The sequence below is a fragment of the Actinoplanes couchii genome, assembly GCF_016862075.1.
Classification (GTDB): domain Bacteria; phylum Actinomycetota; class Actinomycetes; order Mycobacteriales; family Micromonosporaceae; genus Actinoplanes; species Actinoplanes couchii.
On record NZ_BOMG01000042.1, the window covers coordinates 235,808 to 249,889 of the forward strand.

At 72.2% G+C, this 14,082-nt stretch carries 12 protein-coding genes; all 12 read left to right on the forward strand.

Annotation, left to right across the window (positions count from 1 at the left end; genetic code table 11):
• Window positions 1-48 precede the first annotated feature (48 nt).
• Window positions 49-1,197 carry a sensor histidine kinase gene (locus Aco03nite_RS15785; protein ID WP_203795840.1) on the forward strand — a complete coding sequence of 383 codons (1,149 nt, stop codon included), beginning with the start codon at window positions 49-51 and terminating at the stop codon, window positions 1,195-1,197.
• Complete coding sequence (locus Aco03nite_RS15790) at window positions 1,194-1,859, forward strand: response regulator transcription factor (protein WP_203795841.1); 666 nt, start codon at window positions 1,194-1,196, stop codon at window positions 1,857-1,859. Before Aco03nite_RS15785 ends, Aco03nite_RS15790 begins: the two co-directional genes overlap by 4 nt.
• Window positions 1,860-1,997: 138 nt before the next feature.
• Complete coding sequence (locus tag Aco03nite_RS15795; protein WP_203795842.1) at window positions 1,998-3,095, forward strand: ABC transporter substrate-binding protein; 1,098 nt, start codon at window positions 1,998-2,000, stop codon at window positions 3,093-3,095.
• Window positions 3,096-3,097: 2 nt separating this feature from the next.
• Entirely contained in the window at window positions 3,098-4,123 is a 1,026-nt protein-coding gene (locus Aco03nite_RS15800) for an ABC transporter ATP-binding protein (RefSeq protein ID WP_203795843.1), read from the forward strand.
• Window positions 4,120-4,947 (forward strand): ABC transporter permease, encoded by an 828-nt coding sequence (locus Aco03nite_RS15805; RefSeq protein ID WP_203795844.1) that lies wholly within the window; start codon window positions 4,120-4,122, stop codon window positions 4,945-4,947. Before Aco03nite_RS15800 ends, Aco03nite_RS15805 begins: the two co-directional genes overlap by 4 nt.
• A complete protein-coding gene (locus Aco03nite_RS15810) occupies window positions 4,944-5,768 on the forward strand; it encodes an ABC transporter permease (RefSeq protein WP_203795845.1) in 825 nt (274 codons plus the stop codon). Before Aco03nite_RS15805 ends, Aco03nite_RS15810 begins: the two co-directional genes overlap by 4 nt.
• Window positions 5,765-7,813 (forward strand): hydantoinase/oxoprolinase family protein, encoded by a 2,049-nt coding sequence (locus tag Aco03nite_RS15815; RefSeq protein WP_203795846.1) that lies wholly within the window; start codon window positions 5,765-5,767, stop codon window positions 7,811-7,813. The genes Aco03nite_RS15810 and Aco03nite_RS15815 overlap by 4 nt, the downstream gene beginning before the upstream one ends.
• Window positions 7,806-9,614 carry a hydantoinase B/oxoprolinase family protein gene (locus tag Aco03nite_RS15820; protein WP_203795847.1) on the forward strand — a complete coding sequence of 603 codons (1,809 nt, stop codon included), beginning with the start codon at window positions 7,806-7,808 and terminating at the stop codon, window positions 9,612-9,614. Before Aco03nite_RS15815 ends, Aco03nite_RS15820 begins: the two co-directional genes overlap by 8 nt.
• Entirely contained in the window at window positions 9,611-10,525 is a 915-nt protein-coding gene (locus Aco03nite_RS15825) for an LLM class flavin-dependent oxidoreductase (RefSeq protein WP_203795848.1), read from the forward strand. The genes Aco03nite_RS15820 and Aco03nite_RS15825 overlap by 4 nt, the downstream gene beginning before the upstream one ends.
• On the forward strand, window positions 10,522-11,673 hold the full coding sequence (locus Aco03nite_RS15830; protein WP_203795849.1) for a M20 metallopeptidase family protein: 1,152 nt from the start codon (window positions 10,522-10,524) through the stop codon (window positions 11,671-11,673). Before Aco03nite_RS15825 ends, Aco03nite_RS15830 begins: the two co-directional genes overlap by 4 nt.
• Entirely contained in the window at window positions 11,670-13,400 is a 1,731-nt protein-coding gene (locus Aco03nite_RS15835; protein ID WP_203795850.1) for a thiamine pyrophosphate-binding protein, read from the forward strand. The genes Aco03nite_RS15830 and Aco03nite_RS15835 overlap by 4 nt, the downstream gene beginning before the upstream one ends.
• 30 nt (window positions 13,401-13,430) lie before the next feature.
• Window positions 13,431-14,072, forward strand: a complete 642-nt coding sequence (locus tag Aco03nite_RS15840) for a GntR family transcriptional regulator (protein ID WP_203795851.1) — start codon at window positions 13,431-13,433, stop codon at window positions 14,070-14,072.
• Window positions 14,073-14,082: the final 10 nt, after the last annotated feature.

The following is a 14,082-nucleotide window of genomic DNA, read 5'->3' on the forward strand; positions in this document are numbered from 1 at the left end:
CACGGGACGACGACAGCCGGCGATGCCCGCCGTCCGTAGAGTCGTGGCATGCGGCACTGGAGTCTCGGCACCTGGCGGCCGCAGCTGGTCGACGCCGTCGCCGGGGTGGTGCTGTTCGGAGCCACGTCCGTGGTGACGTTCGCGCAGAGCGTCGACAGCCCCGCGGAGCCCTGGCCGGATCCACTCGACGCGGTGGCGGCCCTCGCCGCGGTCCTGCTGATCACGCTGCGGCGGCGCCGGCCGCTGCCGGTGTTCCTGACGTCGGCCGGGTTGACCCTGCTCGGCGCCGGGGTGCCGTGGCTGCTGAAGCCTGCCGGGTTCGCCCTGCTGATCTGCACGTACACGGTGGCGACCACCAGCCGCCGGGTGATCGCCTGGTCGTGTGGTGTTCTCGCCGGGGCTGTCGCCTTCGTCGCCGCCGGTGACCGGACCGGGTCCGGGGCGGTCGCGATCTTCGTCTGGGCCGGGCTCGCCGTCGTGGTCGGGGACCTGGTGCGCACCCGCCGCGCGTATCGTGCCGAGGTCGTGGACCGGGCCCGGCGGGTGGAACGCAGCCGGGAGGAGGAGACCCGGCGGCAGGTGGTCGAGGAACGCCTGCGGATCGCCCGCGAGCTGCACGACGTGGTCGCCCACCACATCGCGATGATCAACGTACAGGCCGGGGTGGCCGCGCACCTGCTGCGCAGCAGCCCTGACCAGGCCGAACAGTCGCTGGCCCACGTGCGGCAGGCCGGCCGGACCGTCCTCGACGAGCTGTCCACGGTGCTCGGCGTGCTGCGCGACCCGGACCATCCGGCGGGTACCGCTGACGAACCGGCCCGCGGCCTGCAGCATCTGCCGGAACTGATCGACCAGGTGACCGGAGTCGGCCTGCGCGTGGAACACACCCAGGTCGGCGAGGTGCGGACACTCCCGGCGGCGACCGATCTGGCGGCGTACCGAATAATTCAGGAATCCCTGACCAACGCCCACAAGTACGCGTCCGACGACCGTGCCCGGCTGCGTCTGTGTTTCACCGCCACCACCTTGGAGATCACCGTCGACAACCACCTCCCGGATCACCCGCGCGGCGACGGGTACGGCCTGATCGGCATGCGGGAACGGGCCGTCGCGCTCGGTGGGGAGTTGACCGCCGGCGCGACGGGCGGCCGGTTCGTGGTGCGGGCGCTGCTGCCCGCGCCGGGGGAGGCGTCATGACGATCCGGGTGCTGCTCGCCGACGACCAGCGACTGATCCTGGCCGGGTTCCGGGTGCTGATCGACTCGGCGCCCGACCTGGAGGTGGTGGGGGAGGCCACCACCGGCGCGGAGGCGGTCGCGCTGGCCCGCGAGACCCGCGCCGACGTGGTGCTGATGGACATCCGGATGCCCGGCACGGACGGGATCGAGGCCACCCGGCTGATCACCGCCGACGAGGACCTGGCCGGGGTCCGGGTGCTGATGCTGACCACGTTCGAGATCGACGAGAACGTGCTGCGGGCGCTGCGGGCCGGGGCCAGCGGTTTCCTCAGCAAGGGGGTCGAGCCGGCCGATCTGCTGGACGGCATCCGGACCGTCGCGCACGGCGAGTCCCTGCTGTCGGCGAAGGCGACCCAGGCGCTGATCACCCAGTTCCTGGACCAGCCGGCCCCGCCCGCGCCGGGAACCGCGGCGGCCCTGCTGGACCAGCTCACCGGCCGGGAACGCGAGATCCTGGCGCTGGTGGCGCAGGGGCTGTCGAACGACGAGATCGCCGAGCGGTTGTACGTCTCCCCGCTGACCGCGAAGACCCACGTCAACCGGGCGATGACCAAACTCGGCGCCCGCGATCGGGCACAGTTGGTCATGGTGGCGTACCAGAGCGGGCTGGTCCGTCCCTGACCTGGGTTTTTCCCGGCATTCAGATGTGTTGCGTCACCGTTAAGGCTTCCGCTGGTACCTTCTTGTATACGAAGTCGTATGCAAACATGGGTTCTGTTGCCGGCCCGGCAACCCACGGAAGCGAGCAAGGGGCACAGCATGAACGGACGTCGAGTTTCCCGCCGTAACTTTCTCGGCCTCACCGCCGGAATCGGCACGGCGATCGGACTGTCGGCGTGCAGCGCACCCGGTGGCGGCTCCGGTGACGGCGCCGGTCAGACCAGCCTGACCATGTTCCACTGGGCCGGGGCGCAGGGCGAGGTGCCCAAGAAGATCGGTGACGCGTACGCCGCGGCCAACAACATCAAGATCAGCTACATCGAGGGTACGAACGCCGACACGTTCCCCAAGTTGGTCAGCTCGGTGCAGATCAACGCGCAGAACCCGCTGCTGAACCTGGGCTTCTTCAACGGCCAGTCGTTCGCCAACGGCGAGACCACGAACCTGTGGCTGCCGGTCCCGGACTCGGTGGCCAACGTGGCGAAGGTGCTGCCGGACTACCGCATCGCCAGCGGCCACGGGGCGTACATGGTGATGGACGCGATGGGCCTGATCTACAACAAGGAAGCGTTCCCGACCCCGCCGACCAGCTGGGCGCAACTGTTCGACGCCAAGTACAAGGGCAAGGTCACCACCTGGGACGCCCCGGCGTTCGGGGTCAACGCCCTGCCGGTGATCGCCAAGCTCAACGGCGGCAGCGAGTCGAACCTGCAGCCCGGCATCGACGTGTTCGCGGCCGCCGCCAAGGCCGGCCAGTTCAACGGCTTCATCTCCTCGCTCGACCAGCTCCGCCAGCAGCTGATCGCCGGCGAGGTGGTGATCGCGCCCGGGTTCCAGGGTGTCGCCGAGCCGTGGATCAAAGCCGGCGACCCGATCGGGTTCGCGGTGCCCACCGAGGGCGTGATGGCGTTCCCCGAGGGCTTCCAGATCGTCAACGGCTCGACCGAGGCCCAGGTCACCGCGTCGGCGGCGCTGATGAACCAGATGTTCGACCCGGGCAACGTCAGCGCCTACTGCGCCGCCACCGGCACCATCCCGCTGGTCGAGGGCGCGACCCTGGGCGCCGACTACGCCGACCGCCCGAGTTTCCAGCTGTCCACGGTCGAGGCCGCCATCAAGCTCGACTACCCGGCGCTGGTCGCCGCCACCGAGGCCGCGACCAAGTCCTGGAACGATCAGGTCAAGGCGAACATCTGATCATGACCGCGTCTGCCAGCTCGATCGAGATCAGTGGGGTCACCAGGCGGTTCGGGGCGGCCACGGTGCTGCACGGGATCTCCCTGACGATCGCCGCGAACAGCTTCCACTGCCTGCTCGGGCCGTCCGGGTGCGGGAAGACCACGCTGATGCACCTGCTCGCCGGGCTAGACGTGCCGGACGAGGGCACCATCGTCATCGGCGGGACCGAGCACACCCGGACCCCGGCGCACCGGCGGCCGACCAACCTGGTGTTCCAGAGCGGCGCGCTGTTCCCGCACATGTCGGTGCGGGACAACGTCGCGTTCGGGCTGCGCAGCGACGGTCTCAAAGGCCCGGCCCTACGCACCCGGGTCGACGAGAGCCTGGAGCTGGTCGCGATGGGCGAGTTCGCCGGGCGGATGCCCGCGACCCTCTCCGGTGGCCAGCGCCAGCGGATCGCGATCGCCCGCGCCCTGGTCAAACGGCCGGACGTGCTGCTGCTCGACGAGCCGCTCAGCGCGCTGGACCTGGCCCTGCAACTGCACATGCGGCGGGAACTCAAGCGCTGGCAGCAGGAGACCGGCACCACCTTCGTCTGCGTGACGCACAACCAGGCCGAGGCCATGGAGATCGCCGACGAGATCTCGGTGATGCGGGCCGGGACCATCGAGCAGACCGGCTCCGCCCAGGAGCTGTACGCCGCCCCGGAGACCCGTTTCGTGGCCGGTTTCATCGGCGAGAACAACATCTTCACCGGCCCCGGCCCGGTGATCGACGGCATCACCTTCCCCACCCCGGCCGCCGACGGTCAAGTGCTCACCCTGCGCCCGGAACATCTGCGGCTGGTCGAGGCCGGCAGCGACGACAGCCGGGGCGGCGTACGGGTGGACACCGTCGGGTTCACCGGCCGGACGATCCGCGCCGGGCTCCGGACCGGCACCGGGCGGGAACTGCTCGCCGAGTTGCCGGCCGGCACCCCGCTGACCCCCGGCGCCGAGGTGGGGCTCGCCTTCGACGCCGGGCACGTGTACGCGGTGCCGTCATGAGGAGCCGCCGGCTCGCCACAGTGCTGGTCGCGCCCGGTACCGCGTACCTGATCCTGGTCTTCGTCTCGATCGTCGCCCTGCTGTTCTCCTACAGCGCGCGCAGCGAACGGACCGCGGCGCTGGTCGCCCCGGTGGACTGGGCGACCTGGCAGAACGTGCTGACCGACGCCTACACCTGGCAGGTCCTGACCACGACCGTCCTGCTGGGCCTGGTGGTCAGTGTGCTGACCGTGCTGGTCGCCTATCCGCTGGCCTGGTGTGTGCACACCATGCGCCGGCCGTGGCAGGCCACCACGATGCTCTTCGTGATCTTCTCGCCGATCCTGGTCAGCGTGGTGGTCCGGACCTACGGCTGGGCGATGCTGCTGCGCGAGAACGGCCCGTTCGGGAGCCTCTTCGACGGCTGGCTCTACCACCAGCCGGGGGTGATCGTCGCCCTGGTGCACGTCGAGCTGCCGTTCGCGGTCTTCCCGATCCTGGCGGCCATCCGCTCGGTCCCACCGGAACTCGGCCGGGCCGCCGCCGATCTGGGCGCCGGGCCGCTGCGCCGGTTCCTGCGGGTGCAGCTGCCGCTGACCATGCCCGGCGTGCTCAGCGGCATCCAGCTGGTCTTCGCGCTGACCATCTCGGCGTTCGCCACCCCGGCGCTGCTCGGCGGCGGCCGGGTGACAGTGCTGGCCCAGACCATCTACCAGAGCATCCAGCAGCTGCAGTGGCCGACCGCGGCCGCCCAGGCGGTCCTGCTGCTGATCCTCGCCCTGCTGGTGCTGACCCTGTTCACCGGCCTGGCCCGGCTGGTGTCCGGCGGGCGGGCCGCGCGATGACGGCCCTGGTCAAAGCCCTGCGCTGGGCCTGGATCACGGCGTGCGCCGTGTTCATCACCGCGCCGCTGCTGATCGTGCTGGTCGCCTCGGTGAGCACCGACCACGTTCTGACCGGATGGCCGTCCGGCTTCACCCTCGAATGGATCCGCACCGCGCTGAGCTACGAGCCGTTCCAGGTCGGGTTCCTCTACTCGATCGAGGTCGCCGCGCTCGCCACCGTCATCGCCCTCGCGCTCGGTGTCCCGGCCGCGTACGCGATCGCCCGTCTCGACCTGCCCGGCACCGGACTGCTGCGCTCGATCTTCGTGGCCCCGCTGAGCCTGCCCCGGGTGGTCACCGGCTTCAGCTTCTTCGTGCTGTACGTGTCGCTGATGCCCACCGCGTACGGCACGGTCGGCGGCGTCGCCCTGGCGCACGTCCTGTTGCTGCTGCCGTTCGTGATCTCCGTGGTCGGCTCCGGGCTGGCCGGGCTCGACCCGCAGCTGGAGGCCGCCGCCCGGGACCTCGGCGCCACCCCGTGGCGGGCGTTCCGGCAGGTGACCCTCCCGCAGATCCGGCTGTCCCTGGTGATCGCCGCGGTCTTCGGATTCCTGACCTCCTTCGACGAGGTCGACACGTCGGTGTTCCTGATGCCGGCCGGCACCACCACCCTGCCGGTCGCGATCTTCCTGCGCCTGGAGCAGAACCAGGATCCGACCACCTCCGCGGTGTCCAGCCTGATGATCGCCGGCTCGCTGCTGCTGGCCGGGCTCACCGCGGTCGCGCTGCGCCGCTCCGGACTGTTCGGCACCGGCCGCAACGAGCAGAAGGAACAGGCATGAGTACGCGTTACCGCCTCGGCGTCGACGTCGGCGGCACCTTCACCGACGTGGTGCTGGCCGACACCACCACCGGCGCGCTGATCACCGACAAGGTGCCGTCGGACGCGGCCCAGCCGGCCCGCGCGGTGGTCGACGGCGTCCGCGCGATCCTCGACCGCGCCGGAGTCCGGCCCGAACAGGTCGAGTACTTCTCACACGGGCAGACGTTCGCGCTGAACACCGTGCTGCAACGCTCCGGCGCCCGGGTCGGGCTGCTGGTCACCCGCGGCTTCCCGGATCTGCTCGAGATCGGGCGGCTGCGGCTGGACGACCCGATCGACATGTTCGCCGTACCGAAACCGCCGCTGGTGCACCGCGACGACGTCCGGGAGATCGGCGAGCGGATGCTGGCCGACGGCACCGAGGAACGCCCCCTCGACCCGGCCGAGGTGGTCGCGGCCGTCGACGACCTGATCGCCGGCGGGGTGTCGGCGGTGGCGGTCGCGTTCCTGCACAGCCACCTGCACCCGGAACACGAACAGGCGGCGTACGACGCGATCCGCGCCGCCCACCCGGACCTGACCGTGGCCTGCTCGGCGCTGCTGTGGCCGGAGGAACGCGAGTACGAACGGGCCACCGTCGCGGTGCTCGGCGCGCACGTCGGCCGGGCCCTCGGCGGCTACCTGGAATTCCTGGTCCGGGAGCTGCGCGAGCTCGGACTGGACTGCCCGCTGCACATCACCCGCTCCAACGGCGGGGTCGCGTCGATCGCGCATTCACCCGACGACCGGGTCCGGGCCGCGGTCGAGACGCTGCTGTCCGGGCCGGCGTCCGGGGTGGCCGGGACGGTGCGGCTGGCCGCGTCCGCCGGCGTCGACCGGTTCGTCACGATGGACATGGGCGGCACCAGCGTCGACTGCGCGATCGTCGACGGCGCGATCCCGTACTCGACCGAGAGTGTCCTCGGCGACTTCCCGCTGATCATCCCGTCGGTGGAGATCTCGTCGATCGGGGCGGGCGGCGGCTCGATCGTCCGGGTCAACGACGGCGGGGTGCTCAAGGTCGGCCCGCGCAGCGCCGGCGCGTTCCCCGGCCCGGCCGCCTACGGTCGCGGCGGCACCGAACCGACGATCACCGACGCGTACGTGGTCTGCGGCTACCTCGACCCGACCGACTTCGCCGGCGGCAGCGTAGGCCTGGACGTGGCGGCGGCCCGCACCGCCCTGCTCCCGGTCGCCGAGCGGCTGGGCCTGAGCGTGGAAGCGGCCGCCGAGTCCGCGGTGGCCGTCGCGACGGCGATGATGCACGCCCAGCTGATCCCGCTGTGCGCACAACGCGGCGTCGACCCGTCCGAGCTGACCCTGATCGCGTACGGCGGCGCCGGCCCGGTGCAGGCCGCCCTGCTGGCCCGCACCCTGAACATGGCCGAGGTGCTGATCCCGGCGTCGCCCGGCACCCTCTGCGCGTACGGGGCGCTCGCCACCGACCTGCGCACCGACGTGGTCGCTGCCGCACACGGCACCGTCACCGACGCGTCGCTGCGCTCCGGCTGGGCGGCGCTGGAGGACCGGGCCCGCGCCTGGTACGCCGCCCAGGACCACCAGCTGCACCCGGACGTGACCGTGACCCGGTGGGCCGACGTGCAGCTGTCCGGCCAGTCGTTCACCCTGCCGGTGGTGCTGCCCGCCGGTCAGGAGCCGACGGTCGCCGCGCTGCACCGGGCGTTCACCGACGCGTACCTGCGCACCTACGCCGTCGACCCCGGTGACGCGGTCCTGGACGTCCGCAACCTGCGGGTCGGGCTGGCCGCCTCGTCCAGCCTGCCCGGCCCGGCGGTCACCGACGCTCCGGAGCCGGTCAGCGTCACGCACCGGGTGGTCGAGAACGGCGTGCTCGCCGACGTGCGGGTGCACCGGCGGCCGACACTCGCCGCCGGCACCGTCGTGACCGGACCGGCCCTGGTGTCCGCGCCGGACACCACCGTCTTCCTGCCCACCGGCTGTACCGGCACCGTCGACGCGGCCGGCAACCTGCGTATCCGCCTGACGGGAGGCACCCGTGCGTAGCTCACCGGTCCAGTTGGAGATCCTCGCCCACCGGCTCACCGCGGTCGTCGAGGAGATGGCCGAGAACATCCGGCGCACCAGCTTCAGCATCTTCGTCAAACAGACCGCCGACTTCGGGACCTGCCTGGTCACCCCGCAGGGGGAGGTGTTCGCGGCACCCCGGCGGATCTCCGGCAACATGATGATCGGGATCCCGGCGCGGGCGGTGATCGAGTCGCTCGCCCCGTACCGGCCGGGCGACGTCGGCCTCAGCAACGACCCGGACGCCACCGGCGGACTGGTCACCCACCTGCCCGACCTGTGGACCTGGGCGCCGCTGTTCGCCGGGGACGAGATCATCGCGTACGCGGTGAGCTTCGTGCACTCCTCCGACATCGGCGGGACCGTGCCCGGCTCGATCAGCTGGGACCACACCGACATCCACCAGGAAGGGCTTCTCATTCCGCCGGTACGCCTGGTCGAGGCCGGCGCACTCAACCAGGGTGTGCTCGACCTGGTCACCCGCAACACCCGGGTGCCCGACCAGAACCGCGGTGACCTGGCGGCCCAGATCGCCGGGCTGCGCACCGCCCAGCGCCGCCTGGACGAGATCGTCGCGAGCTTCGGCTCCGGCGCGGTCCGGGACGCGATCGAGGACCTGCTGGACACCGCCGAGAACCGGGCCGGCGACATGATCGGTGACCTGGCCGACGGGCGGTACTCGTTCACCGACTACGTGGAGGGTGTCGAGGGGTCGGTGCCGCCGGTGCGGCTCAGCCTGGAACTGACCGTCGAGGGGCGTACCGCGCACCTGTCGTTCGAGGGCACCTCACCGCAGGTGCTGGAGGCGGTCAACCTGCACACCGGCGGGCACGCCGGGCACTACATGCTGGCGTTCGCCCTGGTCAACTGGTGTTACTCGCAGGACCACGGGATCCCGTACAACTCGGGCATCGTCCGGCCGCTGCGCGCCACCCTGCCGCCCGGCTCGGTGGTCAACCCGGGCGCCGGCGCGCCGTGCGGGGTCCGGGCCGCGATCTTCTTCCGGATCATGGACCTGGTCGTCGCCTGCCTGGCCCAGGCCCGGCCCGGCGCGGCGATGGCCACCGGGGCCGGTGCCGTGGCGATCGCCGCGATCTCGCACATCGGCGCGGACGGGCGGCGGCGGGTGTCGGTGGGCCAGCCGCTGACCGGCGGCTCCGGCGGGCGCCCCGGCCGGCCCGGACTGCACGGCACCAGCTACATGGGTGGCTGGCTGCGCAACGTGCCCAACGAGATCCTCGAGGACGACGTCCCGGTGGTCGTCGAGGAGTACCGCTACCGGCGTGGCTCCGGCGGCGCGGGCGTGTCACCCGGCGGCGACGGGCTGGTCGTCACGATGCGGTCGCGGGTGGACGGCGTGACGTTCGCCGTACGCGGCCTGGAGCGGTTGATCTATCAGCCGTGGGGGCTCAACGGCGGCGAGCCCGGGGCGACCGGCCGGGCCACCCTCAACCCCGGCACACCCGGCGAACGTGACCTCGGCCGGGTCGGCACGATCACCCTGCGCGCGGGTGACGTGCTGCGCATCGAGACACCGGGCGGCGGTGGCCTCGGCGAACCGCGTACCGGGGCGCCGGAGTTCGCCCTCGGCGCCGCCCGGACCGCCGCCGACACCCGGTTCCCGCAGGAACTGCAGCGGCGGCTGATCGAGCACGTGCTGACCCGGGTGCCGTCCGCCGACCAGCCACGCGTCTACCGCGACCTCTGGCTCGGCCTCGACCGCGCGGCCGGCGACGGTGCCGTGACCGGGGAACTGCTGGAGGAGGCGTTGCGATCGTGACCGGACTGCGATTCGGGTTGAAGACGTACGACGCCGCGCCCTGGGACGAGCTGCGGCACCGCTGGCGCGACCACGAGGCCGCCGGCTTCGACGCGCTGTGGGCCGGCGACCACGTGTGGAGCACCCGCGACGGCGACGGCGCGCCCGCCCGGCCCCGGTTCGACTCGTGGCTGATGGCCGCCGGGATCGCCGCGGTCACCTCCCGGGTGGACGTCGGCACCCTGGTCAGCCCGATCGGGCTGCGTAACCCGGCGGTGCTCGGCAAACAGGCGGTCACCCTGGACCACCTGTCCGGTGGCCGGGCGGTCGCCGGGATCGGCAGCGGCGGCAACCCCCTGGACGGCGCCGCCGCCGGGATCCCCGCGTGGCCGAGTGACGAGAAGGCCGCCCGCCTCGGCGAGTACGCCCGGATCGTCCGCTCCTACCTGCGCGGCGCCGACGTCGACGTGGACGGCGAGTTCTACCGCAGCCACGGCGTCTCCGCGCCCGCCCCGGTCCGGGGACGGCTGCTGATCGCCGCGCACACCCGCGCCTCGATCGCCGCCGCGGCCGCCCACGCCGACGTGTGGAACAGCTACGGCGTGCTCTTCTCCCAGCTGCGTGCCGGTGTCGTGCTGACCCCGGAGCAGAGCCTGGCCGCGACCCGCCGCCGGGCCCGATGGCTCGACGAGGAGTGCGAGCGCATCGGCCGGGATCCCGCGGAGATCACCCGCTCGTTCATGCTCGCGTTCACCCGGGACACCCCGTGGACGAGCGTGCAGAACTTCCGCGACACCATCGGCCGGTACGCCGACATCGGCATCACCGAGTTCATGTTCCCCTTCCCGTTGCAGGGCGAGCACGACGACGACGTCTTCGCCGAGGTGGTCGCCGACGTCATGCCGAGACTCCAGGCGGGGGAGCGGCCGTGACCGGCGACCTGATCGCGCTGCGCCGGCGCCTGCACGCGGTGCCCGAGGTCGGCCTGGACCTGCCCCGCACCCGGGACGTCCTGGTCGAAGAACTACAGGATCTGCCGGTACAGCTGGTGCACGGCGACAAATGCACCTCCGTGACCGCGGTGCTGCGCGGCCGCGGCGACGGGCCGGTGGTGCTGCTGCGCTCCGACATGGACGCGCTGCCGATCACCGAGCGCACCGGGCTGCCCTATGCGGTTCCCGGCCCGGCCATGCACGCCTGCGGCCACGACCTGCACATGAGCGCGCTGGTCGGCGCGCTGCGGCTGCTGGCCTCGCGTGAGTTCGACGGAACCGTCATCGCCGCGTTCCAGCCCGGCGAGGAGGGCCACGGCGGTGCCGCGCTGATGCTGGCCGAAGGGCTGCTCGACGTGGCCGGGCCACCACCGATCGCCGCGTACGCCCTGCACGTCATCGCCGACCTGCCCAGCGGCGTGGTACATGGCCGGAGCGGGCCGATCATGGCCGCGTACGGGATCCTCGACGTCGAGATCACCGGCCGCGGTGCGCACGGCGGGCGCCCGCACGAGGGCGCCGACCCGGTGCCGGTGCTCGCCGAGACGGTCACCGCGCTGCACTCCTACGTCGACCGCCGCTTCGACGCGTTCGACCCGGTCGTGCTGACCGTCGGGGAACTGCGGGCCGGTCACGCCCCGAACGTCATCGCCGACTCGGCCACCCTGCGCGCCGGCGTGCGCACCTTCAGCGAGACCAACACCGCCCGGGTGGCGGCCGAGCTGCCCCGCCTGGTGGAGAACCTCGCCGCGGCCCACGGCATCACCGCCACCGCCGTCGTACGACCGGTGATGGGACCGACCATCAACGACCCGGCGGCGGCCGCACTCGTCGCCGCCACCGCCGTCCGGATGTTCGGCCCGGACCGCTACGTCGAACTGGCGCGACCACGGGCCGGTTCGGAGGACTTCTCCGAGATCCTGCGCCGGGTGCCCGGCGCGTTCCTGTACGTCGGTGCCGCCGATGGCGAGTCGCCGGCCGGCAACCACTCACCCCTGTCTCGTTTCGACGACCGGGTTCTCCCCGACGCCGCGGGCCTGCTGGCGGCCCTGGCCCTGCACCACCTCACCCCTGAGAGGCACCGATGACCACCGACCGCGTCCCCACCACCTCGCGCCGCGGCGCCGACGCCATCGTCGACACCCTGATCGCGCACGGCGTCACCACGATGTTCGGGGTGCCCGGCGACACCGGCGTCATCCTGTACGACGCGCTGCACGGCCGCCAGGACGAGATCGAGCACGTGCTGGCCCGCGACGAACGGCACGCGGCGTCGATGGCCGACGGGTACGCCCGGGTCACCAACCGGATCGGCGTGGTCGAGGTGTCCAGCGGCGGCGGCACCACCTTCGTCGTCGGTGGGCTCGGTGAACCGTTCGCCGCCGGGGTGCCGGTCCTGCTGATCACCTCGGACATCCACGCGGCGAGCCGTGGCACCGGCGCGCTGACCGAGATCGATCAGGTCGCGCTGTTCACCGCGGTCACCAAGTGGCGCACGATGGTGCAGAGCGCCGACGAGATCCCGGCCGCGATCAGCACCGCGATCCGCGAGGCCACCACCGGCCGGCCCGGCCCAGTCGCGGTGATCGTCCCGGAGAACATCCTCGAGGAGCACACCAGCGTGCCGGTCACCGCCGCGCCCGCCACCGCACCGGCCGTGCGGGCCGCGGCTGGTGAGGAGAAGGTCGCCGAGGCCGCCCGGCTGCTGACCGCCGCGCAGCGCCCGGCGATCGTCGCCGGTGGCGGCGTGCACGTCTCCGGCGCGTACGCCGAACTCAGCCTGCTCGCCGACACCCTCGGCGCGCCGGTCGCGACCAGCATCCACGGGCAGGGCTCGATCCCCACCGGCGATCCCTGGCACGTCGGCATCGTCGGCAACAACTCCGGCCAGCCCGGCGCCAACGCGCTGGTCGCCGCCGCCGACGTGGTGCTGCTGGTCGGCACCCGCGGCAACGCCACCAACACCAACAGCTGGACCGCGCCGAGCCGGACCGGCACCACGGTCATCCAGATCGACATCGAGCAGGCCCGGGCCGGGCGCAACTTCGCCGGTTCGCTGGGCCTGGCCGGGGACTGCGCGACGGTGCTCGGCCAGTTGGCCGCCGCGGTCAAGCCGGTGGCCAGCGACCGGCGCGAGGCCCGGCTGGCCGCCGCGACCGCCGCCCGCGCCGACGGCACCCCGCGTCCCGAGGGTGACGAGTTCGCGCCGGGTGTGCTCTACCCGCGGGCCGTCGTCGAACTGGTCCGTGACCTGCTCGGCGAGGACGTGACAGTGGTCGCCGACCCCGGCACGCCCACCCCGAACGTGGCCGCGTTCTGGACCCAGGAACGCGCCGCGAAGCGGACCGTCATCCCGCGCGGTCACGGCCCGATGGGCTTCGCCATCCCGGCCGCGATCGGCGCCGCCAAGGCCACCACCGGCCGTCCGGTCGTCAGCGTGACCGCCGACGGCAGTTTCGCGATGTCCTGCGGCGAGCTGGAGACCGCCGCCCGGTTCCGGTTGCCGATCCTGTTCCTGCAGTTCACCAACAACTCGATGGGCTGGATCAAGATGCTCCAGCACCTCTACACCGAGGGCCGCTACTTCGGGGTGGACCCCGGCCCGGTGGACGCGCCGATGGTGGCGCGGGCGAACGGCATCGAGGGCATCCGGGCCGAGTCGATGGACCAGCTGCGGCAGGCCGTCCAGAGCTTCTCCGACGATCCGCGGCCGTACTACATCGACATCCAGGTGCCTCACATGATCGACTTTGCGCCGCCGGTGCCCGCCTGGGACTCCGGGCTCGCCGGGAACACCGAACGCCCGGTTTACTGAGCTTCCCCGACGTCCTGAGGAGACGAATCGATGAGTGACGGCGTCAGCCGGTTGCGGTCCGCGGAGGTCTACGCGGTGCTGCGCGAGGAGATCACCGACGGGGTCATCACCCCCGGCTCCCCACTCGTCGAGGACGAGATCGCCCAGCGACTCGGCGTCTCCCGGACACCGGTGCGCGAATCGATCCAGCGTCTCGCCGCCGACGGCCTGGTGGTGTCGCGGCGGCGGCGCTGGATCGTGCACGCCTACTCGGCCGCCGAGATCACCGAGATCTACGAGGTCCGAGCCGGCCTGGAGTCGCATGCCGCCCGACTCGCGGCGCTCCGGGCGACCGACGAGAAACTCGCCGAGATCGAGGCGCAGCGGACCGAGATGACCAACGAGGACCTGCTCCTGCTGCCCGAGCGGGCCAAGGCCAACGACCACTTCCATGACCTGATCAGCGGCGCGGCGGGCAGCGCGCGGATGATGCGGGCCATCCGCGACCACCGGCTGTTCCACTTCAACCGGGGCCTGGCCAAGCTCTACAACCAGGACGAGGTCCGGATCTCGTCACGCCAGCACGCCCAGCTGATCGACGCGGTCACCGCCCGCGACGCCGGCACGGCCGGCGAGATCGCCCGGGTGCACGTCGAGTTCTCCCTGGGCCTGGTCCTCAAGAAGCTCTACTGACGACCCGGAG